Source organism: Bdellovibrio sp. HCB290, from assembly GCF_047305925.1.
Lineage (GTDB): Bacteria > Bdellovibrionota > Bdellovibrionia > Bdellovibrionales > Bdellovibrionaceae > Bdellovibrio.
In genome coordinates this window covers 2,723,300-2,748,579 of sequence record NZ_CP178620.1, presented here as the reverse complement: position 1 = coordinate 2,748,579, position 25,280 = coordinate 2,723,300, and the positions used below count along the sequence as shown (strand labels likewise).

At 46.8% G+C, this 25,280-nt stretch carries 25 protein-coding genes and 1 riboswitch; of the genes, 11 read left to right on the top strand and 14 right to left on the bottom strand.

Going from position 1 to position 25,280, the window contains the following annotated elements; all coding sequences use genetic code 11:
- The first annotated feature begins 89 nt into the window (after positions 1-89).
- Positions 90-1,079, top strand: coding sequence for a PstS family phosphate ABC transporter substrate-binding protein (locus ACLVWU_RS13505; RefSeq protein WP_413575322.1), 990 nt, complete (start codon positions 90-92; stop codon positions 1,077-1,079).
- 168 nt (positions 1,080-1,247) lie between these two features.
- Positions 1,248-2,228, top strand: coding sequence for a hypothetical protein (locus ACLVWU_RS13500; RefSeq protein WP_413575320.1), 981 nt, complete (start codon positions 1,248-1,250; stop codon positions 2,226-2,228).
- 54 nt (positions 2,229-2,282) lie between these two features.
- Here the strand turns inward: ACLVWU_RS13500 and ACLVWU_RS13495 are convergent, their stop codons facing one another.
- Positions 2,283-2,555, bottom strand: a complete 273-nt coding sequence (locus tag ACLVWU_RS13495; protein WP_413575319.1) for a hypothetical protein — start codon at positions 2,553-2,555, stop codon at positions 2,283-2,285.
- Positions 2,556-2,660: 105 nt separating this feature from the next.
- On the opposite strand from ACLVWU_RS13495, the gene ACLVWU_RS13490 reads away from it, so the two are divergent.
- Positions 2,661-3,476: a DUF4423 domain-containing protein gene (locus ACLVWU_RS13490; RefSeq protein ID WP_413575318.1), complete on the top strand. Its 816-nt coding sequence runs from the start codon at positions 2,661-2,663 to the stop codon at positions 3,474-3,476.
- Positions 3,477-3,509: 33 nt separating this feature from the next.
- Here the strand turns inward: ACLVWU_RS13490 and ACLVWU_RS13485 are convergent, their stop codons facing one another.
- The 3 genes from ACLVWU_RS13485 to ACLVWU_RS13475 are packed head-to-tail and all read right to left on the bottom strand — an operon-like array spanning position 3,510 to position 8,808.
- A complete protein-coding gene (locus ACLVWU_RS13485) occupies positions 3,510-5,321 on the bottom strand; it encodes an adenylate/guanylate cyclase domain-containing protein (RefSeq protein ID WP_413575317.1) in 1,812 nt (603 codons plus the stop codon).
- Complete coding sequence (locus ACLVWU_RS13480) at positions 5,321-6,943, bottom strand: hypothetical protein (RefSeq protein ID WP_413575316.1); 1,623 nt, start codon at positions 6,941-6,943, stop codon at positions 5,321-5,323. Before ACLVWU_RS13480 ends, ACLVWU_RS13485 begins: the two co-directional genes overlap by 1 nt.
- Entirely contained in the window at positions 6,943-8,808 is a 1,866-nt protein-coding gene (locus tag ACLVWU_RS13475; protein WP_413575315.1) for a hypothetical protein, read from the bottom strand. The genes ACLVWU_RS13480 and ACLVWU_RS13475 overlap by 1 nt, the downstream gene beginning before the upstream one ends.
- A 98-nt stretch (positions 8,809-8,906) precedes the next feature.
- Between ACLVWU_RS13475 and greB the strand changes: the two genes are divergently transcribed.
- On the top strand, positions 8,907-9,383 hold the full coding sequence (greB, locus tag ACLVWU_RS13470; protein ID WP_413575314.1) for a transcription elongation factor GreB: 477 nt from the start codon (positions 8,907-8,909) through the stop codon (positions 9,381-9,383).
- A gap of 88 nt (positions 9,384-9,471) precedes the next feature.
- A complete protein-coding gene (locus tag ACLVWU_RS13465; protein WP_413575312.1) occupies positions 9,472-10,458 on the top strand; it encodes a YheT family hydrolase in 987 nt (328 codons plus the stop codon).
- On the opposite strand, the gene ACLVWU_RS13460 is transcribed toward ACLVWU_RS13465, so the two are convergent.
- The gene (locus ACLVWU_RS13460; RefSeq protein WP_413575310.1) at positions 10,442-11,173 is read right to left on the bottom strand and encodes a glycosyltransferase; all 732 of its coding nucleotides are present in this window, start codon (positions 11,171-11,173) and stop codon (positions 10,442-10,444) included. The genes ACLVWU_RS13465 and ACLVWU_RS13460 overlap by 17 nt on opposite strands.
- A gap of 29 nt (positions 11,174-11,202) precedes the next feature.
- Here ACLVWU_RS13460 and ACLVWU_RS13455 point away from each other — a divergent pair, with 29 nt between their 5' ends.
- From ACLVWU_RS13455 to ACLVWU_RS13445, 3 genes are all read left to right on the top strand, one after another.
- On the top strand, positions 11,203-12,714 hold the full coding sequence (locus tag ACLVWU_RS13455) for a TIGR03663 family protein (RefSeq protein ID WP_413575309.1): 1,512 nt from the start codon (positions 11,203-11,205) through the stop codon (positions 12,712-12,714).
- On the top strand, positions 12,715-14,949 hold the full coding sequence (locus ACLVWU_RS13450) for a transglycosylase SLT domain-containing protein (protein ID WP_413575308.1): 2,235 nt from the start codon (positions 12,715-12,717) through the stop codon (positions 14,947-14,949).
- Positions 14,950-15,011: 62 nt separating this feature from the next.
- Positions 15,012-16,604, top strand: coding sequence for a LysM peptidoglycan-binding domain-containing protein (locus ACLVWU_RS13445; RefSeq protein WP_413575307.1), 1,593 nt, complete (start codon positions 15,012-15,014; stop codon positions 16,602-16,604).
- 350 nt (positions 16,605-16,954) lie between these two features.
- Positions 16,955-17,028, bottom strand: a riboswitch (cyclic di-GMP riboswitch).
- Positions 17,029-17,459: 431 nt separating this feature from the next.
- Here ACLVWU_RS13445 and ACLVWU_RS13440 read toward each other — a convergent pair.
- The 4 genes from ACLVWU_RS13440 to ACLVWU_RS13425 form a co-directional block, all read right to left on the bottom strand.
- Entirely contained in the window at positions 17,460-17,774 is a 315-nt protein-coding gene (locus tag ACLVWU_RS13440) for a hypothetical protein (RefSeq protein WP_413575306.1), read from the bottom strand.
- 27 nt (positions 17,775-17,801) lie between these two features.
- On the bottom strand, positions 17,802-18,098 hold the full coding sequence (locus ACLVWU_RS13435; protein ID WP_413575305.1) for a hypothetical protein: 297 nt from the start codon (positions 18,096-18,098) through the stop codon (positions 17,802-17,804).
- Positions 18,099-18,230: 132 nt separating this feature from the next.
- A complete protein-coding gene (locus ACLVWU_RS13430; protein WP_413575304.1) occupies positions 18,231-18,521 on the bottom strand; it encodes a hypothetical protein in 291 nt (96 codons plus the stop codon).
- 100 nt (positions 18,522-18,621) lie between these two features.
- Positions 18,622-19,416 (bottom strand): Mrp/NBP35 family ATP-binding protein, encoded by a 795-nt coding sequence (locus ACLVWU_RS13425; protein ID WP_413575303.1) that lies wholly within the window; start codon positions 19,414-19,416, stop codon positions 18,622-18,624.
- Between the two features lie 52 nt (positions 19,417-19,468).
- Here ACLVWU_RS13425 and ACLVWU_RS13420 point away from each other — a divergent pair, with 52 nt between their 5' ends.
- Positions 19,469-19,885 carry a hypothetical protein gene (locus tag ACLVWU_RS13420; protein ID WP_413575302.1) on the top strand — a complete coding sequence of 139 codons (417 nt, stop codon included), beginning with the start codon at positions 19,469-19,471 and terminating at the stop codon, positions 19,883-19,885.
- A 5-nt stretch (positions 19,886-19,890) separates the two neighbouring features.
- On the opposite strand, the gene ACLVWU_RS13415 is transcribed toward ACLVWU_RS13420, so the two are convergent.
- The 5 genes from ACLVWU_RS13415 to ACLVWU_RS13395 all read right to left on the bottom strand — a co-directional run bounded on the left by ACLVWU_RS13415 (position 19,891) and on the right by ACLVWU_RS13395 (position 22,857).
- Positions 19,891-20,355, bottom strand: a complete 465-nt coding sequence (locus ACLVWU_RS13415; protein ID WP_413575301.1) for a hypothetical protein — start codon at positions 20,353-20,355, stop codon at positions 19,891-19,893.
- Positions 20,356-20,503: 148 nt separating this feature from the next.
- A complete protein-coding gene (locus ACLVWU_RS13410; RefSeq protein ID WP_413575300.1) occupies positions 20,504-20,914 on the bottom strand; it encodes a DUF350 domain-containing protein in 411 nt (136 codons plus the stop codon).
- Positions 20,915-20,919: 5 nt separating this feature from the next.
- On the bottom strand, positions 20,920-22,056 hold the full coding sequence (locus tag ACLVWU_RS13405; protein ID WP_413575299.1) for a glutathionylspermidine synthase family protein: 1,137 nt from the start codon (positions 22,054-22,056) through the stop codon (positions 20,920-20,922).
- Between the two features lies 1 nt (position 22,057).
- On the bottom strand, positions 22,058-22,378 hold the full coding sequence (locus ACLVWU_RS13400; RefSeq protein WP_413575298.1) for a hypothetical protein: 321 nt from the start codon (positions 22,376-22,378) through the stop codon (positions 22,058-22,060).
- Between the two features lie 53 nt (positions 22,379-22,431).
- Entirely contained in the window at positions 22,432-22,857 is a 426-nt protein-coding gene (locus ACLVWU_RS13395) for a hypothetical protein (protein ID WP_413575297.1), read from the bottom strand.
- 89 nt (positions 22,858-22,946) lie between these two features.
- On the opposite strand from ACLVWU_RS13395, the gene ACLVWU_RS13390 reads away from it, so the two are divergent.
- Both ACLVWU_RS13390 and ACLVWU_RS13385 read left to right on the top strand, forming a co-directional pair.
- Positions 22,947-24,293: a glycine--tRNA ligase gene (locus tag ACLVWU_RS13390; RefSeq protein WP_413575296.1), complete on the top strand. Its 1,347-nt coding sequence runs from the start codon at positions 22,947-22,949 to the stop codon at positions 24,291-24,293.
- A gap of 116 nt (positions 24,294-24,409) precedes the next feature.
- A complete protein-coding gene (locus ACLVWU_RS13385) occupies positions 24,410-25,264 on the top strand; it encodes a hypothetical protein (RefSeq protein WP_413575294.1) in 855 nt (284 codons plus the stop codon).
- The last annotated feature ends 16 nt before the right edge of the window (positions 25,265-25,280 follow it).

The window sequence follows — 25,280 nt, the reverse complement described above, 5'->3', positions numbered from 1 at the left end:
ATTTACCTGACACAATCTTAACGACGTGGAGATTCATCTCCACGAAGGACTTTGTTAGCTTTCTGATATCCAAATATCGGAGGATATTAATGAAGTTCTTTATCATGAGCGCATTGGTTCTTAGCGCATTTGCCGCAAAAGCGGAGTCTCTAGTTAAAATCGATGGTTCCAGCACTGTGTTTCCGGTGACTGAAGCTGTTTCTGAAGAATTCCAGACTTCTACAAAAGGTGCGATCCGTGTGACCGTGGGAGTTTCAGGAACTGGTGGCGGTTTTAAAAAATTCTGCCGTGGCGAGATCGACATCCAAAATGCATCCCGCCCAATCACTAAAGAAGAAATGGCTGCCTGCCGTACTTCCAAAGTAACTTACTATGAACTGCCAATCGCATTCGATGCGATCGCGATCGTTGTAAATCCAAAGAACGACTGGGTTAAAGAAATCACGGCAGCGGAACTTAAAACAATGTGGGAACCAGCGGCTCAGGGCAAAATCATGACTTGGAAACAAGTGAATGCAAAATGGCCTGATGAAAAGCTGACTCTGTTCGGTGCTTCCACCGACAACGGCACGTTTGATTACTTCACTGAAGCTATCGTGGAAAAATCAAAATCTTCCCGTGGTGACTACACAGCCTCTGTTGACCACAACACTCGCGTGACGGGTGTGAATGGTATGAAAGGTGGCTTGGGTTATATCCCGTATGCTTACTACCTGTCTAATAAAGACAAACTGAAACTTGTCGGTGTAGTGGGTGGGCCTAAAGCACCTTCTAAAAAAGCAGTCCTGCCAACCGAGAAAACTGTGATGTCCGGCGAATACAATCCGTTGTCTCGTCCTATCTTTATCTATGTTTCGCACGAAGCAATGGCGAAGCCACAAGTAAAGCAATACGTAGATTTCTATCTGGATAATGCTGCTGAAATGGCAAAACAAGTTCAGTACATCCCACTGCCAGCGAACGCTTATAAAATGGCGAAAGAGCACTTGGAGAAAAAGAAAACAGGAACTGTGTTTAAAGGTGAAGCCCATGTGGGTTTGACGATTGAGCAGATCCTGAAAAAAGAAGCGGCTCTTTAAGAGCCGGCTTCTTTTATTCAAAATGACCCTCTAAGAGCGGTTGTCTTTCGGGACGCCGCTCTTTTCCGTTTTATCCAATGGTAGTGTATCAATTTGAAACAATATCGGTAGGGTAATCGCCAATCTTGTGGCATTGAAATTGTAGAAGTATCTGGACGGGAGACCATTATGGCCTATAAACCGTCATTTTCGCTTTTATCCCTTGTTATGGTGACAGCATTTGTCTCTTATTCAATGGCTGAACAGCAGGTAATTGCGACTCAAAATAAGCGCTATACTGTGGGTACCCAAACGCAGTCGTCTGGAAAGAGCACACTCGCGGATGAAACCAAGTTCCTCCCTAAGATCCTGGATAATAGCAAGATTGACCTAAACAAATCAGAGAATGAACCCCAAGGGGAATTTCAAGTGAATAGGGTTTTTGGTCCGGGCTCCGGGGGAGGCGGTAATATCTGTGCTTCAGGTATTGTCAAATTGACCAAGAAAATACTAAATTTCGGACTTTATCGAGCAAATCTTCAGGGTGACCAAGAAGAGAAGTTGAAACGCGCCATCTTCAGGGCACGCTTTTCGGAGGGTCAAGATCTGTATGTAAGAGGTGAAAAGAAGAATGCCATTAATTATCCGAATCAAAGCCTCATTGTTATGGATAAACGTGGCTGTGAGTTAGTTCACGAAGGTCATATTTCTGGTATCGCGCTGTTGATGCATGAATATTTGGGACTTGCCGGTATTGATGATCGCGATTACAGCACTTCATATCAATTTGCCGATGCTCTATATAACAACGCACCAGTTCGTAATGGAAGTATACCTCTGGGTACTGAAGCAATTCGCAACGTTGCAATTTGTGCAGCTACTTGCGGAAATGAAGTCCTCGGTATCGATGGTCATGAACGCGCTATAGTCGGAAAAATCTACTATGCTCTTGCAACGGCAGAAAATCTGGTAAACCCCAAAGTCTGCTTGGCGAAAGCCCGCAATGTTCTTGTGGTTTCAGATCGTCATTCGTCGCAAGCATTCGAGTCCTGTCTGAACGCTTTAACTGGCAAATACACTGGAAAAGCCGTGGATATTTTTATTGGTGGTAAGGACTTTGAAGTCGACAATGGAAGTCTTGTCATACTACCCACAAATAAAAGTAAATAAATTCAAAAATGTAACCTTGCGGTAAGCCACCACATCGGTGGCTTACCTTCAAGTTTAGTGTCCGCTTTCGCAGTGGCTGTTATCCATGCTTGCGCGATTGATTAGGTTTGTTTCAATAACTTGTAAAAGCTCTTTAAATTCCGCAGAGAGTTCACCATCAACCAGTGGTTGTGGAAGTTGTTTTATTTCAGCCAGCGCCACATCTGCATTTCTTGAATAGACGTCTCGAATTGCTCCGATTTCGTTGCATGATAGTGGGGCGATAGCAAATGCATTTGCAGAGGCAAATAGAACTACAATAGACGTTAGTAAAATTGATTTCTTCATGTATTTCTCCTGTGTGAATTGGTTGCGTTGTTATACGCTGCATCACAAAGAGACGATATTACTTTGTTATTAAAAAAATACGCATTTCGTATTAAAATGTTAACAATGGTTTCACCCTATGAATTCAACGACTATAAAGTTTACTTAAAGAAGCGCATCGCCCAAGCAGATCAGCGGGGCTTTGCGACCCGACTGGCGGAGGCCAGCGGCTGTCAGAGGTCCTATTTTTCCAACGTTCTGAATGGGAATGTGCACCTGATTCCCGACCATCTTTATGGGATCTGCGAGTTTTTGGAGCTTTCTGAAGAGGAACGGGAGTATCTGTTCCTAGTGCTGGAGCACAACCGGGCATCTAATATCGAGTACCGTCGACATTTGTCTCGCAAGATTTCACAAAAGCAGGCGGGGTGGAAAGACTTTAAGAATCGTCTCAAAAAGGAATCTTTGACGCCGGAAAAGGATGAGAGTGCTCGCCAGTTTTATTATTCGTCGTGGTTGTTTTCGGCAATTCATATTGCTGTCAGCATACCCCGTTTGGGAGAGTTAAAGAGTCTTTGTGCCTACTTGGGAATATCAGAGGACTTGGCTAAATTTCATCTGGAGAAACTTGCCCTGATGGGATTGGTTGAGAAAAAAGGTACGAAGTGGGTATGGAAAAGTGGGGATCTGCATCTCTCTAAAGATTCTCCGTGGATCGCATCCCACCATTCCAATTGGCGCATGCAGGCCTTGAATGATCTACCTCTTAGAAATGCCGATTCTTTACATTACTCCGTGGTGCAGTCCTTAAGTAAAGATCATGTTGAAGAGTTGCGATTAAGAATGATCGAGTGGGTGGAAGAATTCAAAAAAAAGGCGGGGCCATCCAGTCCGGAAGAACTGGTTTGTTTCAATCTGGATTTCTTTAAGCCTGAAAAATAAAAAAGGCGACCGTGGGTCGCCTTTTTTGTTTCACTAAGCCGCTTTGACTTTCACTTTGTCAGCGGACTCGGCTTCATAGTCAGAATAAGGTGTCGTGACTTCGACATACTTGTCGCCAGCCTTGTAAGCGCGGACCTTGTACATTTTGATTGCCTCAGAACGACCTTTAACCTCGGCGGCACCGGCGAGCTCCACGCGGAAGTCTTCGCCCACTTTGTCGATAACTGAATCCGTCACCAGCAAGTCAGCACCGAAGGCCTTTGTGGAGGCTTCGATACGGGACGCCGTATTCACCGTATTACCGATAACTGTGTACTCCATACGCTCGTCTGAACCGATAGTTCCCGAGATCGCAGTACCAGCATGTAAGCCCATACCGATATTGATCGCAGGCTGGCCGCGTTCGATGCGTTTTTCATTTAGTTTTTCCAAAGAACGACGCATTTCCAGGCAGGCGCGAACCGCATTGTGCGCATCGCGGGGAGTGCTCTTAGGCGCGCCCCATACCGCCATGATGGCGTCACCGATGAACTTATCCACGACACCACCGTGAGAATTGATGATTCCCACCATGACACCAAAGTATTCATTCAGCATCTCGACCACTTCTTCCGGAGAGCGTTTTTCCGAGAACGCGGTAAAGCCACGAATATCCGAGAAGAAAACCACCACGTCTTTGGATTGACCGCCGACACCGATGTCTTTACCGATCAAGTCCTCGGTCACCGCCGAGCCGTGGAATTTCGAGAAAAGACTTTTCACCTTGTCGCGTTCTTTCAATCCCTCGGTCATGTGGTCAAAGGCCACTGCCAAATCGCCGACTTCGTCGTGGGATCTGACCTGGTCACGGGCTTTGACGTCAAAGTTACCTTTGGAAACCAAGTTGATCAGACCTGCCAATTTTTCAATCGGGGAGGTCAGTGTCATAGAGAACAGGAAGATAAAGAAGATCGCCAAAGAAATGGCGGAGCCAGCGACAAAAATCGAACGGCGCTTTACTTCATTGGATACTTCCAGGATCGCCGCCTCAGAAGTTTGCGAGATCACCATCGCTCCGTACGAAGTTTTGACGGAGGCGCCGAAGTAATTGGAACGAGTTTCCGGGTCCACAAATTTCGTTTGGTATTGTGGCGAGCGGGTGGTCATGGCTTTGGATACGAACGGATTGGTCGCCATGGACATGCGCGAAATGGCTTTTTGTTCGTCCTTGTGGGCCAGGATTTCACCTTGGCGATCCAACAGGAACTGAGTTCGTTCGGACAAATCTGTAAATGGCTTTTGCAAAGGCGCCAACATCACATCCGCCAAAACCACATGCGTGATTTTACCCTGGGCATCCTTCACCAATGGAATACCGATAGTCACCATGGCTGGTGCGTTCGGGTAAGAGGCATTCTTAATTTCAATGGAACCTTCCGCCACGTTGCGCACTGGGAACTTTTGCCAAGCGCGAACGTTTACGAAATAAGAAGTGCCCAATAGGAATGGTTTTAAAACGTCTTCTTTGACTTTTTTAGCCACGGTTTCCACGGAAGAGCCGTTAAGCTTCAAAACTTCCAGGGCCACAAAGTTTTTGTCTTTGGTAAAGTTGAAATCCAGGTCTTCAGCAGCGGCTTCACCCTTCATCAAAAGGGAGCCGTTAGTGCGGGTTTTATCCACCAGGGAGGCGATGATGTTATCAACTTCCTTGGCTTTAGCCGAAGCGGATTCCAAATTTGCGATATCGACCTGTTCGGCAGACTTCTTTTCGAAGTAATTCGAAGAGATGAAAGTGATGGCACCTGTCGAGGCCACCAGAATCAGGATCGTGACAGTGATGAGTTTGGTTGAGATGGGAATTCTCATTAGAAACTCCATTCCGCGAAGAAGTTGATATAGTTACCGACAACGACAGACTCGTTTACATCCCCATCCAAAGCAAAGTTGGTCGAGGATGGAATCGCTTTATAGGACATGCGATCTTCGCGGCGGGCATAGCCTGCAAGTCCGGTAAAACGATTGCTGAATCTGTAACTGCCTAAAATTCCAAATTGAGTGGAAATGCTTGGTTCAATGTCCTGATTATTCGGTGTTGAAACCTTCATCACGGAAGCATAGACATGGGCATTTAGCTGAATACCAAATTTAGGGGAGAGTGAGTGCCAGTACTCAATTCCACCATGCGGGCCGATGGCGCTGATCATTTGGCTCTCGGAAGTTCCAGTAAATGGGTCGCCGATGGTTTCTGGTATTTCCTTGTAGAAACCGCCCATTTGATAACGGATTTCGCCGCGATCACCCACGGGCATTTTGTAAACGGCATTGGCTTCTGCAGCGGCGAAAGTGCGGATTTCACCGTTGATGGTGAAACCACTTAAATCCACGATCGTTAAGAAACCCCACGGGGATTTCGGAGCATTCCAGCCGAGACCAACACGACCTGTGCCACCAAAGGCATCATAAGCCACCATCGAGTTCTTTTCAGGATTAGATCCCGAGAACTTCATATCCGTGATCAGGTAGCTGGCAATTCCGTACCAACCACTGGTTTTTTCGATCGAGCGACGAACCAAGGCTGTGTATTCAGCTGCGGCGGAACGATCCCCTTCACGAACATCAAAAGATACTTTTGCAGCCTGTGAATTCGGGCGAAGTTTCGATTTTGCTTTCACAACCATCTGGTACTTGCCGCCCTCCCAAGAGGAGTCAAACGGAAGGGAGTCTTCAGTGTAGTTTTCGTAGGTTTTGATCACGTCCCATTTTTTCGTAGCAGGGTTGGCGCGGGCCACGATCACATCGTATTCAGAGATGTTATCCGGGCGGGACCATTTGATTTCGCGAACAAACTGGGATTCAGGTTTGGAAATTGTCGGTGCCGCCACAGCCTTACCCATAACCGTGAACGGTGCCACGGATGTCGCTTCACTGGAAATGCCTTCTGCATTTTTAGCAGTTACTTTCCACGTATAAGGGCTTGCCACCGGCAGGGTCGTCTTGAATTGGGGTTCTTTCAAAGTCTCAGTGATTTTGGTTTTTCCGTCTTCGGATGAAAGCTCAAAGATGTATTCGTCAGCTCCACCAACTGGATCCCATTTAAACTCAACCTGTGCTTTTTCATCTTCGTTGGTCGCCACTTGCGCCTGAGGTGCCGGGGATTTCAAATTAGCGGTATCTAGTCCCACGTTGAACTCACTTGGCGGGGACCACTCACCCGGAACACCACGATAGTCGCGCGCGCGCAATTTCATCATGTACATTCCCGGCGTCAAACGACCATTCCAGATGGCGTCTGTGGTTTTGAAGCTGAATGTTTTTGGCTTGCCAGTGTCACCAGCTTTTTTAACCTGAGTCAGTTCGATGTCATATCCTTTCGCCCCATCAATTTGCTCCCACTCGAAGTTGACAAGGCGACGATATGGCTCGGCCTTAGCGACAACTGCGCTGAAAAGGAGAATTGGTAATAGAAGGGTCGCGAAAGTTACTTTCATCAGTTTACTTTAATCTTCTTCAGTGTAGGTGCTTTCAAGTTTGATTTATCCGGTACAATCAACTTACGAACCGCTCCAGCTTCGCTGGCACGTCCGTAAGAATCCTGGGCCGAGATCATCACTTCGTATTCACCTGGCAATAGGTTACGAATCGTTGTTGAAGTATTTTTGTACTTCGTGCGTTTTAATTCTTTACCGTCTTTTTTAATAACTAATTCATAGTCAACCGCACCCTCGATACCATTCCACTCAAGAGCAGAGCGGCCATCCATCGAAGCTTGCAATGGACCTTCAGCAGGGATGAAGCCCGGTGATTTCAGAATCGGCATCGGACTGACCGTCACAGCTTGCGACGTACCGGCACCAACCACTTGGCCATTCTGATCCACCGCTTCGATAGAAGCGATGTAACGACCTGGTTTTGGAACTGGTGCAGAGTATTTGTTCTCTTTAACTTCAACAACCGGTGCAGTTTCTGCAGATTGAGTTTCGTCATGCAGGCGAATGCGGTAAGCACTGACATTTTTCAGGTTGCTAGCGCCCCAGGTGAAATCAACTTTCGGCGCGCCCACGAAGTACTGAGTCAACTGAGTTTCCGGCATGGTGAATGCCAAAGGCTGAACTTCCGGTTTCGGTGGAGCAGCGGCAGCAGTCGTGGCTTCTTTCAGCATCTCAGTGTATTTCACTGAAAATTTCTGCATCTTACCCAAAACAGGTTTGTCAGAGTCATTGAAGTAAGAAGTCATGCGCCAGTAGTAGGTGCCTTCTTTTAGACCAGTCAAAGTAAAGCTGTCTTCCGTAGAGAAAGACTTCGTCGTCACCGGCTGCGTAAGTCCGGCGTCAGACCAAACTTGCAAAGTCATCTGGCGAGTGTCGTCACCTTTTTGCCATTTGAAAGTCATGTCGAAAGGATCCTGGTTCGCAGGAATTTCCACATCAGCTGTTGGGAATACGACTGTCGGCGCATAACGCGCCTGGATTTCGGTACGATAGACTGGGGATTCACCCAGAACTTCTCCTGTGGATGAAGTCGCAACGAGTTTCCAATAGTGGCGACCAAACGGAAGCGTAGCCGTGATAGCGCTGTCACCCGCAGGTGCTGATGCCATTGGTTTCAAATTACGACGATTAGTTCCTGTCCACAGCGCAACTTGGGCATCAGATGGGAACCCGGTCCATTTAAATGGAATGGGCTGTAAATCGTCCGCATCCATCGCGACGGGTTTGTTCAAGCTGGGCGCAAGAATCTTGACTGCGTTTTTATCAAATTGCAGACCTGTGGCACCCAGGGCGCCGAAACTTCCTGTGGAGATTTCAGTGCTCTTACCATCTTTGGCCTTCACAGAGGCTTTACCTTCAAGGACTTGGACGTCAACCGAGTTGCCAGAACCTTTGGAAAGGGACGCGGATGCCTGACTCAGATCGACTTTACCATTGGCAGAGTTCAACACGAGCCCTGGGGCATTGCTATCAGCAGCTCCGGCCTTGGCATTGACGAAAAGACTACCTTCCATCAAATCAAGGGCGATTTCACCTTGGGTTTTTTTGATTACTATCAGTGATTCCGGTTCCAAATCCAGATAGCGATCTGAATCGGTGAATTGAATACGAACTTCACCACGGTCGGAAGTACGAATGGCTTCGCCATCATAGAGTGGTTCACCAGTGTTGACCAATTGCCATAGCAGGCGAGTGGCTTGTCGACGTTGAATGTCATCTACGACTTTGCCAACGTAAGCCAATGGTTTTTCATTGGAATGAGAGTTTTGTTGCGTGCCAGTGGATTGATACCAAAACCAAGTCAACGCAAAAACAGATGACGAGCTGATCGCGGCAACACTGAGCCTTTTCCATTCATTTTTCATCTGTTCCCTCCTCATCCTTTTTTCGGAAAATTTCTCGATTTTTTGTAGGGGGCCAAAAGACTTGGATTGTGACCGGAAAATGGTCTAGTATGTTGCGGATGGATAACAGAAAGAACTATATCACCCCCGAAGGTCTAGCCAAACTCCGCGACGAGTACCAATCATTGATGTACGGCGAGCGCCCGAAGATTGTTGAGATCGTTCAATGGGCGGCCAGCAATGGCGATCGCTCTGAAAATGCTGACTACCAATACGGGAAGAAGCGCTTGCGCGAAATTGATCGTCGCGTGCATTTTTTGACTAAACGAATCGAAGATGCTGAAGTCGTAGATCCAAAAGTGATGAAGGGTGAAACCGTTTTGTTTAGCGCAACGGTAACACTTGCGAACGAAGACGGTGATGAGCTGGTTTATCAAATCGTAGGTGAGGATGAGTTCGATCCCAAAGTGGGAAAGATTTCCTGGAAATCCCCCGTTGCGAAAGCATTGCTGGGAAAAAAGCTGGGGGACGAAGTAAAAATCGTTAAGCCCTCTGGCGACGAGTTCGTGACGATTGAAAATGTGGAGTATAAATAATCGTTCACTTTTTGATAATCAGCAATTCGTAAGGCGCGTCGGGAATTTGCGAATGCAAATCTGATTTGAAGCGTGTACAATTTTGGATATGCAGAATTTAGAGTTGATTCCATGTGATGCTCCATTCTGGGCCGACAGTGGCCATGCTCAAACATTGTGGGGGCATTTCCTAAAATCACCGGAGCTGGATAGCCCCGGAATAAATTTTGAAGTTATATTGCCGGACGGAGACAAGTTACTTTGTTTCTATCACCCGGGGAGCTCCGACACCGTCGTGAGTTTGTATCACGGTCTTTCCGGAGACATGCAGGCCGATTACATGCAGCGTACTGCAATTCTGTGCCGTCAACTGGGGCACACAGTGGTTTTAGTAAATCATCGTGGCGCAGGGCCGGGAATCACCGCGGCCCGACATCCTTATCATTCCGGTCGGGCTGAAGACGTTTCAGAAGTAATCAAAGTTCTGCGTGAAAAATTCCCAGGTAAAAAACAAATTTCCATAGGCTACTCTATGAGTGGATGTATCGTACTTTGTTTGGGTGGGGGATTTCGGGGCGAGCACAAGCCCGATGGTATCATTACCGTCAATGCACCACTGAATCTGGGGCGCGGCGCACGTACCTTGGGCAGCGGTCTTAATCGTATATACGATGCACGCTTCGTGCATCGTCTGCGCCAGAATATTGATTTCAAGTATCGATCTGGTTTGATTGAGCAGACTTATCACATACCATGGTGGGCGACCGTGCATGAACTGGATCGGATCTATACGGCTCCGGCATCAGGCTTTCGTGATCGGGATGATTACTATGACAGTTGTTCGGCGATTCACTATCTGCACAATGTAGATGTACCGACATACATGCTGACTGCTGCGGATGATCCCTTTGTGATTGTCCAGGATTATATGGATGCAAATATGTCTTCCAATATATCATTGCACATCGAAGGAAGAGGCGGGCATCTGGGGTACATCTCCAGAAGCAAAACGCCTTTGGGCAGCAATAGATGGTTGGACTATTATTTGCGTGAAGCCATTCAGAATATGTCGCTGGAATTTACTGCCGGTTCTTAAGTACAGCTTCCTGCAAAAGATTCCAGCGTTCTTTCCAGACATGATACGACTTGGAAGTCCTTCCAGAATCAAAAACCGGTATTTCAATAATGCTCAGTGTTTTTAGACGAACGCTGTGGTGAAGTGCTGGCGTCAGGTACCAACCTCGCAGCTCTTGCAGTGGCAATTCATCGCGGATTTTCAACCACGCAGACTTTTTGATCGCAATCACCTCGCACAAAGGATCCTGTAGCGAGTTCTCATACTTGTCGCGTAGAATGTTGTTAAAAAGAATTTCAGTCTTTGCCCGGGAGCTTGTCGCTTGTAAAAATGGGTTTTCTTTTTTGCGATAGCGATTGCCCCAGCAGAGATCGATTTGATCTTCGGCGACCAGATGTTGCCAGAGTTTGAATACATCCCCAAACGGTGAGGCCAGTTCTGAATCCAGAATCATCACAAACGGGGCCTGCGCAAGCTCCATTCCCTGATAAAGACTTAAAGCGCGTCCTTTTTTTCGGTCATTACGGTGAATTACCAGAATCTCGTTCGTGCCAGATTTTTCAGCTTGTTCCCGTAAGGTGTCAAAAGCAGCTTCGGCCCCTTGTTCCACTAAGGCAATGAGCTCATACTTCATGGGAAATTTTTGAAAGAATGAGCGCAAATCCTGAAGAAAAGAGGGGATCGCATCCGCATCTTTGTTCAGATATACCAAGAGTGAGCAGTGAGGTGTTGACACTGTAGATTCCATCTTTACGATTAATAGCAATGAAATCTTTGCGCGTCACTCAAATCCAGAAATACGTTGTTTGGCTTGTCATTCTTCTTTTGACGATTTTCACCCGTTTTTATCTTTTGGCAAATAAGCCCCTGCATTTTGATGAAGGTATCAATGGCTGGTTTGTCCTGCAGATGAAAACCATGGGTTTTTATAAGTACGATCCCACAAACTATCACGGACCCCTGTATTTTTACCTTTTGCGTGGGTTTACAGCATTATGGGGACATAGTGTCGAGGTTTTAAGATCCTTACCAGCTGTGTTTTCGGTTTTCAGTGTGATGTTGTTCACTTTTCATTTGATCAACTCACGCATCGTGCGCTGGAGCATGGTTTTCTTGCTGTTTTTCAGCCCGGCCTTTTTGTTTTACGGACGCTCGGGGATTCATGAAATGCCCTTTGTGTTTTTTCAGTTGATGTTCGCTTTGGGGATGTTGCGCTGGCACGAAAAGTCCGATGGCACGTCCTTGGCGCTGTTGTTGACAGCAACCGTGGGGATGGCAACGTTAAAGGAAACATTCGCGATCACTTTGGCTTCCTGGGTTGTGGGGCTGATCTTTGCGGGACCTAAAGTTATTCGTGAGTACTTTAACTGGGCCAAATTGAAATCTGCATGGTCACGTCGTTTAACCTACATGGTTGTGATGTTACTGCTGGCCTTTGTCTTTTTGTTCACGGGATTTTTAAGATACCTTCCGGGCCTTTTTGATTTTGTGAAAGCCTTCTTACCATGGATGAAAACGGGTGTGGGGCAAACTGGCCACAACAAAGAATTTTTATACTGGGTCAAATGCATGGCCGAGGCCGAGCCTTTGGCGTTGTTTGGTGTAGGAATGGCCTTCGTGGGATTGATTTCCAAAGATGTTCGCCTGCGCATGGTTTCTGGTTTTTCATTGTTTCAACTTTTGATCTACTCGTTGATTCCATACAAAACCATCTGGTGTATTTTAACTTTGGTTTGGGGTTTCTATTTGGTTTTGGCGCTTTATGCACAGCAAATTCTGTTGCGTCGTAACTGGCAGGGCTATGTCTTTGGATCTATAATCATGATCGGAATCATCGGCGCCGTGCGCAGTGACTGGCGATCTGTATTCGCTCAGCCCATTGATCTTTCCCATCCCTATGTTTACGTGAACTCCACCTACGAAATGAAAGCATTGCAGGACGCCACTTTACAAGTCGCCCGCGATAATATGGAACTGTTGAAGCAACCTGTGCAAATCGGAATGCGCGAACAATGGCCTTACCCTTGGGTTTACAGAAACTTCAAAAATCATTGGGATATTTGCTCCGACAAAGTCATCCCTAATGCTTTGTTTTATTACTGCGACCCAGCGGGTGAAGCTGCAGTCGAAAAATTATTAACCGAGCCTTACATGAGAATTCGCATCATGCTTCGTCAGCAGCGCGAACTTTCAACTGTGTACTTAAAGAAGAGTCTGTTTGAAGACGTATATAAGGGAGCCTTTGAAGTGGTCGGCCCTGCTAAGGAGAATCAATAGATGTCAGGTTTAGCTTTTTTATTAAACGTATTGGTTACCACCGCGACTGCAGCACCGGCCCCGGCAAATGTCATGCGCAAGGTGGATTTGAATCGTGATCTTAAAGCACCAGGTTTTGTAAATCTTTATGAGATGGATGCAAAAGCGGTGGCAAAACTTCCAGTGCTTGCGCAACTTAAAGCCCATGAAATCAATGGACGCTGGAACGAGTGTCTGACTTTATCAGGTCGCGTGTTCGCAGTCCAAAAGGATCTTAAAGGTTGGGTGGGCCAAACGTGGTTGCATTGTCTGAACAAAACGCAGGAAAAGAAAACCAGTGCCGGTCAAGAGGACCGTGTGCTGACAGCGATTGCGCGCCAATGGAATCTTTTTGAAGATGGTCCGTGGTCCCAGGATTTGTGGAATGCGTGGGTCGCGCAAGAATTGAATTACCTAAGTGCTGAAGTCGGTAAGAAGAATCGTAAAATTGAATCCCGTATTGAAAGACTGCTGGATAATTCTGATAAATTAAGTCGTGAACAAAAGTCCCAGTGCTATCAGTTGCTGGGTGATTTCGCGTTGAATGCCAATGATTACCCTCAAGCGCAGTTTCTTTATGAAGAGGCGCAAAGTCTGAAAGACTCAAAGTATTTAACTGAAAAGCTGGAGTTCTTGGCGAAAGCTCGCAACCAAGCTGTGGCCAGCACTTCTTCAACCCAAATCGAAGCAATTGGTGAAGACGGAAAACTGGAAGAGCGCATTCGTGTTTCTTTGAAACAAAATGATTTAATTCCGGCTCTTAAAGATACAGTGACGTTGCTAAATCAGTATCCGGGCAGTCGTGCCGCAAAACGTTTGAAAGACAAGCCGCTGGAAATTTTTAACTCTATTAATGACAGCGCCGTAGCGGCAAAAGCTCTTGATGAAATGGGCGAGGCTGAGGCATCACGTTTGCTGGAATGGGCGCAGAATCTGCACCGTCGTGGTGAGTGGGAATCCAGCCTGAAGCTTGCAGAAAAATCCTACGAGAAAAATCCCCATGCTCCAACGGTGACAAGTTCGTTGTGGGTGGCTTCAAGATCCGCTCACTTCCTGGGTCAGTATGACAAGGCCCTGGATTTGTACAGCAAGCAAATTTCCGTTTCCAATGGTTCGGATGAAAGTTCAGAAGCATTGTTCCGTTCAAGTTTGATTTACTATCGCAAACAGGATTTCACTACGGCTGCAGCTTTGCTGGAGCGCTTAGTGCAGCAGGGGAAAGATCGCTATGATCTGAATGCACAGTACTGGCTGGTTCGTTCCCTACAAACCTTCAGTAAAGATCGCGCAGATAAAGCCACTCAGGCATTGATCGAAAAATTTCCGTTTTCTTATTATGGCATGAGACTTCGCGCTGAGTCCCAGGGCGGAAAGCTGACGTGGCCTGATGTTGCCAGCAAAGATTTGAAACTGACAGAATCTTTTTATCTGGTGGGTACTCAGAAAAAATCCTGGGATCGCTTCGTTGCATTGTCAGCGGCCGGGTGGGTGGCAGAAGCTCAGACCGAGCTTAACGATTTGCCTGCGATTAAGGATCCGACTTTGAAAGCGCTGCTTGCAGAAAAACTGGCGCAACGAGGTCAGTATTTCACAGCAATTCGCCTGGTGAACGATGCGATGGAAAATGATCCGCGTCTTCGTCAGCAACAATTCCTGAAATCAGGCTATCCGGAAGTTTTCACCAGCTACTATCAAAAAGAGTCGGATCGTTATGGTATCGATGTGGTGTTGTTGCGCAGTCTGACTCGTCAGGAAAGTGGTTTCAATATGAAAGCCGTTTCCACATCCAATGCTTTGGGCTTGATGCAGATGATTCCTCCGACAGCGCAAGACACAGCCAAGCGTCTGGGAATGAAGATTGAGATTCCTGAAGACATGTTTAGACCAGAGATTAATATTCCGATGGGCTCGTTCTATGTTTCCCAGATGTTAGACCAGTTCTCGCAAAGCGTGCCTTTTGCGTTGGCTGCGTATAACGCGGGACCCTATCGCTTAAAAAAATGGATCAATGCACGCCCTGAAGTGGCTTCAGCGATGACAGAGCCAGGATCTTCGCCAGAAGCAGAGGTCTGGGTCGATGAATTGCCATGGAATGAGACGAGTTTCTATGTGAAAGCTATTCTAAGAAACACTCTGCTTTATCGAATGATCGGTAAGGAGTCCTATGTGGTTCCACCAATTTTGTGGCAAGACCTGCTTACTAAAAAGGCAAAATAAGTTCGTTGTTTTATTGTAAAAGTCCTCTGAGTTTTGTAGCCTGAAATCTGTTCGGAGGACTCATGAGGAGACTAGTTACATTAAGTATCGTCCTGGGCCTGCTTTCGGGTTGTGTTCATAAGGAAATGAACGGCAACGGAGATCAGGCAGCTGGGAATGCAGGCAACGGATCAGCGTCAGAAATCAAAGATATCGGCTCATTCCGTTTGTCAGATCCTGAGGGTCCCAAGGTCGTAGACCAAGAGTTGGATGTTATCCCTACGGAAATCAATCCACTGGTTGAAAAGTGGATCACTTACTTCCAAGGCCGCGGCCGCCATCATATGGAAAGATATTTGGCGCGTTCTTCTCGCTATGAAAAGCTAATGAAGAAAGTATTGCGCGACAATGGCTTGCCAGAAGACATCTTTTACATCGCTTTGATTGAATCCGGTTTCAGTTCCAATGCGACTTCTCACGCAGCAGCTGTTGGTTACTGGCAGTTTATTCGTGGGACAGGAAAGCGCTACGGTTTGGATATCAATCCATTCGTGGACGAGCGTCGTGACCCGGTTTTCGCCACTCAAGCAGCGGCGGAATACTTCAAAGGTCTTTATTCCGTATTCGGTTCCTGGTATTTGGCAATGGCTTCCTACAACGTGGGTGAAAACCGCGTAAAACGCGAAGTGATGAATCACTACACGCGTGACTTCTGGGAACTTGCCCGCAAGAAACGTCTTCCAGCAGAAACAATCAACTACGTTCCGAAATTTATCGCAGCAAAGTTGATCGCTAAAGAACCGGCTAAGTACGGTTTCGAAGACATCGATTATCTTCCACCGATCGAGTTCGATCACATCACTGTGAACCAACCGATTAACATGCGCCAAATGGCTGAAAAGCTGAACCTGAACTACGAGGACTTCAAAGCTTTGAATCCTAAGTTCAAAGGTGAAGTGGCAATCCTAAAAGGCAGCGAACTTATTCTTCGTATCCCTCCAGGTTCTCAGGAACTGGCGAAGGTAGCGGCGAACGAGTCTGTGGTTACTGATTTGAAATTCATCGCTGATAGCGGTGACACTCAAACGTACAAAATCCGCAGAGGCGACAACTTGAAGTCCATCGCGCGTAAGTACAGAACTTCTGTGGCTTACATCCGTGACTTGAATGACTTGCCAAGAAAATCAAAATTGACAGTCGGTCGCACGATCTACGTACCAGATCGCACGCCACTTCGTGATCGCTCTGACCGTAAAAACAACAGCACTATGTCAGCTAAAGCCAATGCGAAACCAGCGGTTGAAAAATCCGTTGAAACAGCAGCGGCAGATTTGACGGGTGGTCGTTACTACGTGGTTCAGTCCGGTGATTCTTTGTTCTCGATTGCACAAAGATATTCAACGTCAGTAGCTGAGCTTCAACGTGCCAACAACATCAAACGCAAAAGCAAATTGAAGCTGGGCATGAAACTTAAAATTCCAGGTGGGGACAGCAGTTCCGCCCGGGAGGTAGCCAAAAGCAAGGTACACGTAGTCCGTAAGGGCGACAACTTGACTGACATCGCTGCCAAATACAACGTAACAGTCGGCCAGCTAAAACAAAAAAACAAGCTGCGCAACCCAGCCTCCCTGATGGTAGGCTCCCGAATCAGAATCCCAATCGCAGACGCGAACTAAAAGAAAACCCACTCCAAAAGAGTGGGTTTTTTCTTAGGTAACTTTTCTTAGGTAACAGTTCCCTTTTTGTACTGCTGTGCAGAACCGTTCGGTTTTGATGTGCGTTAAAAAAACCAACTCAAAGAACCCCGACCCATTTCTTCTTAAACACTTCGAAGAAAGAGCGTCTATCCAGCAAGCTGATCAACCGAACACTATGTTTTTAAATTGATTGAAAGAAGAAAGAAAAAAAAGTGCCTAAGAGGAATCGTCTTTGATAACTCCTAGGCGAGGGGAATGAAACCAATCCTTTGTGATAAAAAGACCTTCCATATTGCACACCTCTAAGTTCCCTTAGGTACTCTGTGACCTTTGGCAGCTGGCTGGCAGTGAAGCCCCTGTAGCTTTGCGCCCCATGATTTCCCATGGTTTGCCTTGAGGCAAAGGAAGGATCTAAATCCTAACGAGTATAACCCTAGGAACCTCCTTTGAGTTATTCGATATGATCCTACCAGTTCATCATTCTTTTGCGAGGCCTGAACCCTGAACCTCGATTTAGCAATCCTTGTGAACGCTCGTCACTTCGGTGCTTCATCATGATGGTCGTGGATACGATGTTTCATCACTGTCCTCCTTTAGCTGGCCCAAAAAGCATTCACTCGAACAAGTCGAGTCTAACGAGCCACTCGGTTTCAACTTTTACAGAATAGCTCGATTTTATTTTTCGACAAAGTGATGGGCATCATTTTCTCAAAACAGTTCGAGAAACGTCTCACGAAGGGATTCCTAGAGTGAAAGCACGTCGCTATATTCGCCAATAAAAAAAAAGGCACCGGGATTATTCGGTGCCTTTTTTCATTTGTTAGTGGTGGGGCATTAGTAACAAACGCGGCCGTAATAATACCAGCCCCAGCTATAGCAGTAACATCCGTATCCAACGGGAGCCCATTGATTCAGATAACACCAACCATAGTTCGTACAGCATTTATTGCCGTAATAGTATTTGGCATCGGCATCATCTTGTTTTGCCATATCCAAAACTTCTTGTTCTTCAGTGGTGCTCATCAAACCAGATGATTGAGTTTCAATGGGGAAGAGTGGACGATCTGCAGGAAGTTGTGATTGCGGAGCTGCATTTGCAGAAAGCGCAAATGCAAGGGCCAGAGTAAAGGTGGTTAGTGCCTTTCTCATAAAATCCTCCTTAATTTTTTGCGATAACTATTTACCGCAAACTGTACCAGGATAAACTTTGTTGCCGTGTTTGCAGTAGCACTCGCTGCCGACAGGGAAATCGCCCCATCCGCAAGCAGGACCGGCTACAGGACAGCAGACGCCCATGATTTGCACATCACCAGAGTTGACGGTTTCAAAACCTTCGACGGATTGTGAAGAATAAATTGCTGTAGTTTGGGAAGGTGAGGTGAGTGTCGACAGAACATCGACATTCGTTGGCGAAGCCATTGCCGCCATTGAAAAGGTCATTCCGGAAATAATTGCGAATATCAGTGCTTTCATGCTTTGCCTCGCAGTTATAACGGCCACAAGTCTATTGTCGCTCAACTTCCATATTTCGCAAGATGCTATCAAGATAGTATGTCGCGGAACATGGGACTGGACGGACTCATGGCCGACAGGTTTATTGCCAGATTAGCGGCAAACGTGACCAGAAACAGTAGCGTCGCCACCACGAGAACACTTACAAGGAGTGCCTACGTTGTAGTATGCGTTTAGTTCACAGAAACCACCGCCGTAAGATTGGTAGCAGCAGAATTTACCTTGAGTTTTCCAAGCAAGAGCTTCAGCAGTTTCAGCTTGGTTAGCAGCAGTTGCGTAAACTTCAGAAGCTTGAACAACTGGAAGTTCAGGCATTGCGTATTCAGCTTGTGCAGAAACACAGAAACCCAGTGCGATCAAAGTAGCAGCGAAGAATTTTTTCATGAGATCTCCCTCTTGATTGTTTTTGCTTATTCAATCGACAAACCCTCAGGTTTGCAAGTTGTAAAAGCTCAATGACAGAGAGGGAGATAGTCGCAGGATGTTATGGAAGCATTTCGCGCAGTTTGTCAGCGATGGCCATGAAAGCCTGTGCCTCTGCGCCATTGCTGTTGGCCTCAACGATCGGAATGCCCGCTTCACAGGCCAAGCCCACTGACGGGTTAAATGGAATTTCCCCAAGCTTTGCAATACCTTTTTGTGCTGCGTAAGAATCCATTTCTCCCTTAGGGAAGAGCTGCATTTTTTCGCCATTCACAGGGTTTACCATGTAGGCCATGTTTTCGATCATACCCAACAAAGGAACGTTTACGCGTTGGAACATGTCGACAGCTTTTTTTACGTCGATAAGTGCAACGTTTTGCGGCGTAGAAACCAAGACTGCTCCCGCAACTGGAACCTTTTGCGCTAACGTCAATTGAATGTCGCCCGTGCCTGGTGGCAAATCCACAACCAGATAATCCAACTCGCCCCAGTTCACATCGCGAAGGAATTGATCCATCGCTTTGAACAACATCGGACCACGCCAAACAACAGCGGAACCTTCTTCGATCAAGAAACCGATGGACATCAGCTTGATGCCGTAGCGATTGATTGGCTCAAGTTGATTCGTATCGGGGTGGATTTGTGGTTTCTGGGCAAGAGTGCCCAACATGCGAGGAATACTCGGGCCATAGATATCAGCATCCAGTAAACCCACTTTGGATTTACGTCCCAAGGCCATAGCAAGGTTGGTTGCAACTGTGCTTTTACCCACGCCGCCCTTACCTGAAGAGACCGCGATAATATGTTTCACTCCGGGAATTGAAGTTTGTTTTTCAAACGGATTTGGTGCAGCCATTTTTAACGGACTCCTTGCTAATTTTGAACTGACAACGAATAATAGACTTTACATGAATAGCCAAGATTTTTTGACGTTGAACCTTGTGGGAGCAGGGGCATTCGTTGTCTGGTACCTTTTATCCAGAGGTGGGAGTAAAAATCCTACGCGCCTGGACATGAAAGCCAAGGACAGCGCACCGCCGCTGATCAATCCCGAGCCTGCCCAGAGCCCAACCCACGAGGTGGGGCCGGTGGCAGCGACGCGACCTGCGGTTCATCCGGATCTGGAGCAAAGAAAGTCAAAAAATCTGAATGTGATCTTTTCCTACAATTCCCACACCTGGGATGCCTATGAAGTTTTGGGGGTTCCAGCCGGAGCTTCCATCAAGACGGTAACGGAAGCATATCAGACGCAAATCCGCCGCTGCGAAAAAGAGTCGGTGGATTTCTTCGAGACCGCCTACAAGGCGATCCTCAATAAAACTTAATTCTGCTATTTTGAATAAAGGCAGCTGTGGTTCTGAGTGCCCCGGGAGATATGCTCCCAGTTGAAGCTTCGGCGTTCACTGTCGAAGATCACGATATCTTCGCTAAGTGGCAGGCGGTCCACTCCGAAAAGCAATTCTGCCTTGTTGTGAACATATTGATCTTTGATGGTGGCACGGGCCTGCATTTTTCCGAACTCGCCCTGCGCGGGACGCTGAACTTTTCCAATGTCGCAAATCCGACTTTCGCTAAGCACGATATCGCCATTCATTGCGACCAGGGAAAAGCCACGGCATTGCTCAATCCAGGTCACGGAAGTCGGGCAGTTGTCAGCACCAGCCACCAACTTGTAAATACCAGCGCGACCCTGCCATAAAGCCTTCGGAGATGTCGAGGCAAACTCGCTCATCACCGGCGTTCCGTAGTTAGCAATGGTCAGTCCCAACATGAGACAGCATAAAAACAAGCGCATTAACTTTCTCCCGTTACGGGGAGTAATAGCAAATGCTGTGCGAGTATCAGTGAGGCGATATTACATTTGGGGAGGGGAATCTCAGAACGATGCGCACAGCTTCTCATGTGGTGCCGTAGAGGGGCATCACATGAGAATTTTACGAAGACTATAGATATTCAGTCATGGATGCAGAGTTGATGAGTCCAACAACAAGAGATAGTCCGGCAAGCAGAATTGACTCTGCCAAGCTGTTGTTTTTGATTCGTTCCGATAGTTTCGGAATCAATAAGTGTAGAGCAAAGAAAACAATGATTTGCACAACTAATGCCAAAGTAGCCCAGACAAGAAGATCCATTGCAGAATGACTTTGTTGAATTGCTCTAGCTAGAGGAATTGCATACCCACCGACAGCGCCAACCAGCGAGATGGACGCGGCCGAACTGCCATTTTTGATGAGCTTGATTTCTGCATGAGGTGTGATCCAGATATAAATAAATCCGAACGCCATCAGGTAACCAAGGCCTGTGGAAAAATAAACCAGAAAACTGATCATTGCTTGAAGCGTTTCTTCGTTCATGGTGCTTATTTCCTTCTTGAACTTAAAAAGTGTGGTGTGAACTGACTAGTTGATTGGGTGATGACGGTGGAGTCTTCGCGGATGCCCAGACCGGCGGATTCTTCTCCTACAATCCAGGATCCTAAAACAGGATATTTGCCATCGAAAGATGGAAGTTCGTGGTAGGCCTGAAAGATGCTTCTGGGGTCCTCGGAAAATCCCGTTGTTGCCACCTGTTGATGTCCGTTTTCCCATATTTTAATTTGATTGCCTTCTCGTGAAAGAAAAGGTTTTTCAACGTATTTGCCAGAGGTGGGACGTTCAAAAAAACTGGGTAGTAGGTTTGGGTGCCCGGGATTCAGTTCCCATAAAATTGGCAAAAATGCTTTGGAACTCAGGATTCTTTTCCAAGCGGGTTCGATGAACTTCACCGAACGTAAGTTGATATACTTTCCGAACTGTTCTTTGCTTAGCCATTCCCAGGGATAAAGTTTAAAGCATTGTGCAATTGCGTTTGATTCCAAATCGACAAAGGCCATGCGGCTTGAGTCATAGCCAACATCTTCAATAAACGTGAACTCTGTTTTAAATCCTGCCTGATGGGCGGTATCTCTGAGGTATTCAGTCTGCGTGATGTCGTCGGCGTGATTCATCAGGCTCGCGAAATAGAGGGTTTGGTGTTTGTCGGCGATTTGGCTCCAGCGTTTTATCAGTCTTTCGTGAATCGAGTTAAACTGATCATAACGGGGGTACACATCATCCAGCCATTGCCATTGAATAACGGCTGCTTCGAATAGGGAAGTTGGGGTGTCTGCATTGAACTCCAGCATTTTGGGAGGTGATTTAAAATCCCAGCTTAAATCAAATCGGCCATAAACGGACAAATGGTCTAAATCCCACGACTGCTGAATAAGGTCCGCTTCAAGAGAGTTGATTCCCAAGCGTTCAAACCAATCACGATCAATCACTGTTTCAGCAGCAGAGTGGCATATTTCTATTAAGGAGTTGGTGGCGTCTTCAATAGTTTGTGCTTCTTGCTGGGTTAGCTCATAGCACGCCGATTCGTTCCAGTAAGGCTCACCATCGGGAGTATGAAAAAGGAAGCCGGATTTTTCCAGCTTGTTTTGCCAGTTAGGGCGGGGAGCGAGAATATTGCGTTTCATTTTAACTGCCTGCGGAAAAGGCATGGCCTATTGAGCCAAAGCCACCACGAGATACGCTTCCTATTTTTGCACCGCTGGAGCCGCCCCCGTGATAGCCGCCGAGACTGTGATAGCTTCGGCTTACATACCGACAGGTGTTTTCAGTTGGTTGGGGTGTGCATTCGTCAGAATTCCAGTCCTTTTGGCAATCCTGCGCAGAATTGTAGCAATCTTGGCGACGTTCACACAGAGCTAGAAAGAAGGGGATTGTCAGAGCGGCAAATGCCAGATACACGGGCCAAGCCCTGTTTTCGTTCTCAGACTCCAAATTCCATTCGCTCATAGATCCCCACTATCCAGAAAGTGTGAATCATAAATAATTTGTTGTATATAAAATTAGTGAGCTTTCGCTGTGGCAGGTTCCTTGTAATCGGGCATCAGCTTACCGCGGTGGCACATATAGCAATTGGCTGCGGGGCCCTTTTTACCGTCGAAGCCGTTTTCTTTAAGCATTTGGGTTAACTTCATGTGCTCTTTGCTGACTTTGAAGCTTTTTTTGCTGCTGTCGGTGAAGTTCTGCACGTTGTGGCATTCAGTGCAGGTGACGCCCAGTTCTCGCGAGATGGTTACCATCTCTTCACGAATCTTTTCCTCGCTTTTAACGAACTTCGGAACCGATTGGGCATGGCCCCACGAAGCGGAAAGGAATAGGCCCACAACAAGAGTGAAAATCAGGGATTTGCGCTGCATAAAAATAGGATGTCTTAGGACCCGGTCCGAGATCAAGAAAGACCCTGATTTGTTGACTGTATCTGGACCCAAGTGTAACTTCCTTACCTAGTAACTCAGACCGTCCTGAGTCCAAAAACAACTAGCAACTCCGAAGCCATCGGAGGGGAAAGTAGAGCTTCATGAGCACTCCTGTAACAGTAAGACCTCTTGCTGACTTAGCAACTCTTGTCAGCCTTAGCAAACGTCGTGGTTTTGTATTTCAATCTTCCGAGATCTATGGTGGTCTGGGCAGCTGTTGGGACTATGGTCCTTTAGGCTCTTTGATGAAGTTGAATGTAAAACGCGCATGGTGGAATGCCATGACTCGCAGACCTGACATCGTCGGTCTGGACGCCGCGATCCTGATGCACCCACAAGTGTGGAAAGCTTCTGGTCACGTGGATGGTTTTTCCGATCCTTTGGTGGATTGCAAAGACTGTAAAACACGTTTCCGCGCAGACAACACTGAATCATATCTGAAAGATAAAAAGTGCCCGAACTGTGGCAGCAAAAACTTGTCTGAAGAGCGCAACTTCAACTTGATGTTCAAAACTCACATGGGTCCGTTGGAGGATTCTGCGAGCGTGGTTTATTTGCGTCCTGAAACAGCTCAAGGTCACTTTGTGAATTTCTTGAACTGCCAACAATCTTCCCGTTATAAAGTACCATTTGGTATCGCGGCGATTGGCAAATCATTCCGTAATGAAATCACTCCGGGGAACTTTATTTTCCGTACTCGTGAATTCGAACAAATGGAAATGCAATATTTCGTAAAACCAGGTACTGACGATAAATTCTTCGAAGAGTGGAAAGAGCGTCGCTGGAAGTTCTATCTAAAGTACGGAATCAAAGAAGAGAATTTGAAAGTCCATGTTCATGAAAAGCTGGCGCACTATGCGCGTGCAGCCGTGGACGTTGAATACAAATTCCCAATGGGTTTCTCGGAACTTGAAGGTATTCATAACCGTTCTGACTTCGATTTGACTCAACATATGAAGTTCTCGGGCAAAAACCTTGAGTACTTCGATGAAGCGAACAAAGAAAAGTTCATCCCTTACGTGATCGAAACAGCCGTGGGCTGTGATCGCTTGTTCCTGGCGTTTATGTGCGATGCTTACCGCGAGGAAGTAACGACAGATGAGGCGGGTAAAGAAGACGTGCGTGTGGTGATGGGTCTGCATCCGGAAATCGCTCCCTACAAAGTGGCGATTTTGCCATTGTCCAAAAAAGTAGAGCTGACTTCGATCGCTGACAAACTTCGCGATCAATTGGCAGAAGACTTTGATGTGACATACGATGAGGCAGCTTCCATTGGAAAGCGCTACCGTCGTCAGGACGAAATCGGTACTCCATTCTGCGTGACCATCGATTTTGACACAATCAACGATCAGGCAGTGACAGTTCGTCACCGTGATACGATGGTGCAGGAGCGTGTGCCAATGGCCCAGTTGAACTCCTATGTGGCAATGAAACTTAAAAATTTCTAGTTTTTCAGAAAAAATCAAAACGGAAAAATGGCAGTTTCACAGACTGCCATTTTTTTTGCCGGGTAATAACAGAGATGTCATTTGAATCCCGGAATTGAGTAAGCCAAAATTTGCCCATGAAATTATCAATTCTACTGGTCCTTCTCTTTGTGTTTTCCGTGCCCAGCCACGCTCTTGTGGTTAAAGCTTCGGTCGCTCAGGACGTGCTTGAGTATTACAATAAGTTCCTGCAGGGGCGGGACCCGTTAATGATAGAGAGCTTTAAGGAGCCGGGGGCCCGTCGCGACATCGTGGAACTGATTCTGTTTCAGCAGGCATTACTTAGCGGTGGACTAAAGGCAAGGGTGGAGTTTGTTGGTTCACCCAGCTACACCCGCACGGTTATGGAGCTAAAGAATGGAGCCATCCTGGCAACTGGAAACACCATTTGGTCACAGGATGCGGAAGGTATCCACAATATTTGGAGTTCCCCCAGCACAGTTCGTCCCGGCGATTTTGTCGCCGGTCTTTATGGAAAGCCCGAGAACATTGCCAAATTTAAAAAGCTAGGAATTGGCAAAATTAAATCCCTCAATGTGGTGACCAGCAGTGTTTGGAAGAGCGACTATAACGCTCTTGCCGAAGCAGGATTTAAAAACATTCAGGATATTCAGCATTGGCCTTTGATGGTACGCATGGTGGGTAATGGCCGCGCTGACTTGATGCTCTCATCATTTCGTTCCACCGAAGATCTCAGTTTCACCGACGAAGATATCAAGTTGGTACCTTTGCCAGGGTACAAAATTGAATTGGTAGGCGGTAGGGTATGGTCGTTTAACAAAAACTTCCCGGAATCTGATCAGGTCATTCAGGCCTTTAAAAAAGGTTATAAAAACCTGGAAGAGCGTGGAACCATCCGTCGGGCTTACAAAGAGTGTGGATTTTTCAATGAACGGGTCAAAGATTGGAAGTTCGTGGGGGCGGGTTCCTAATTCACCGTGGGCGGTG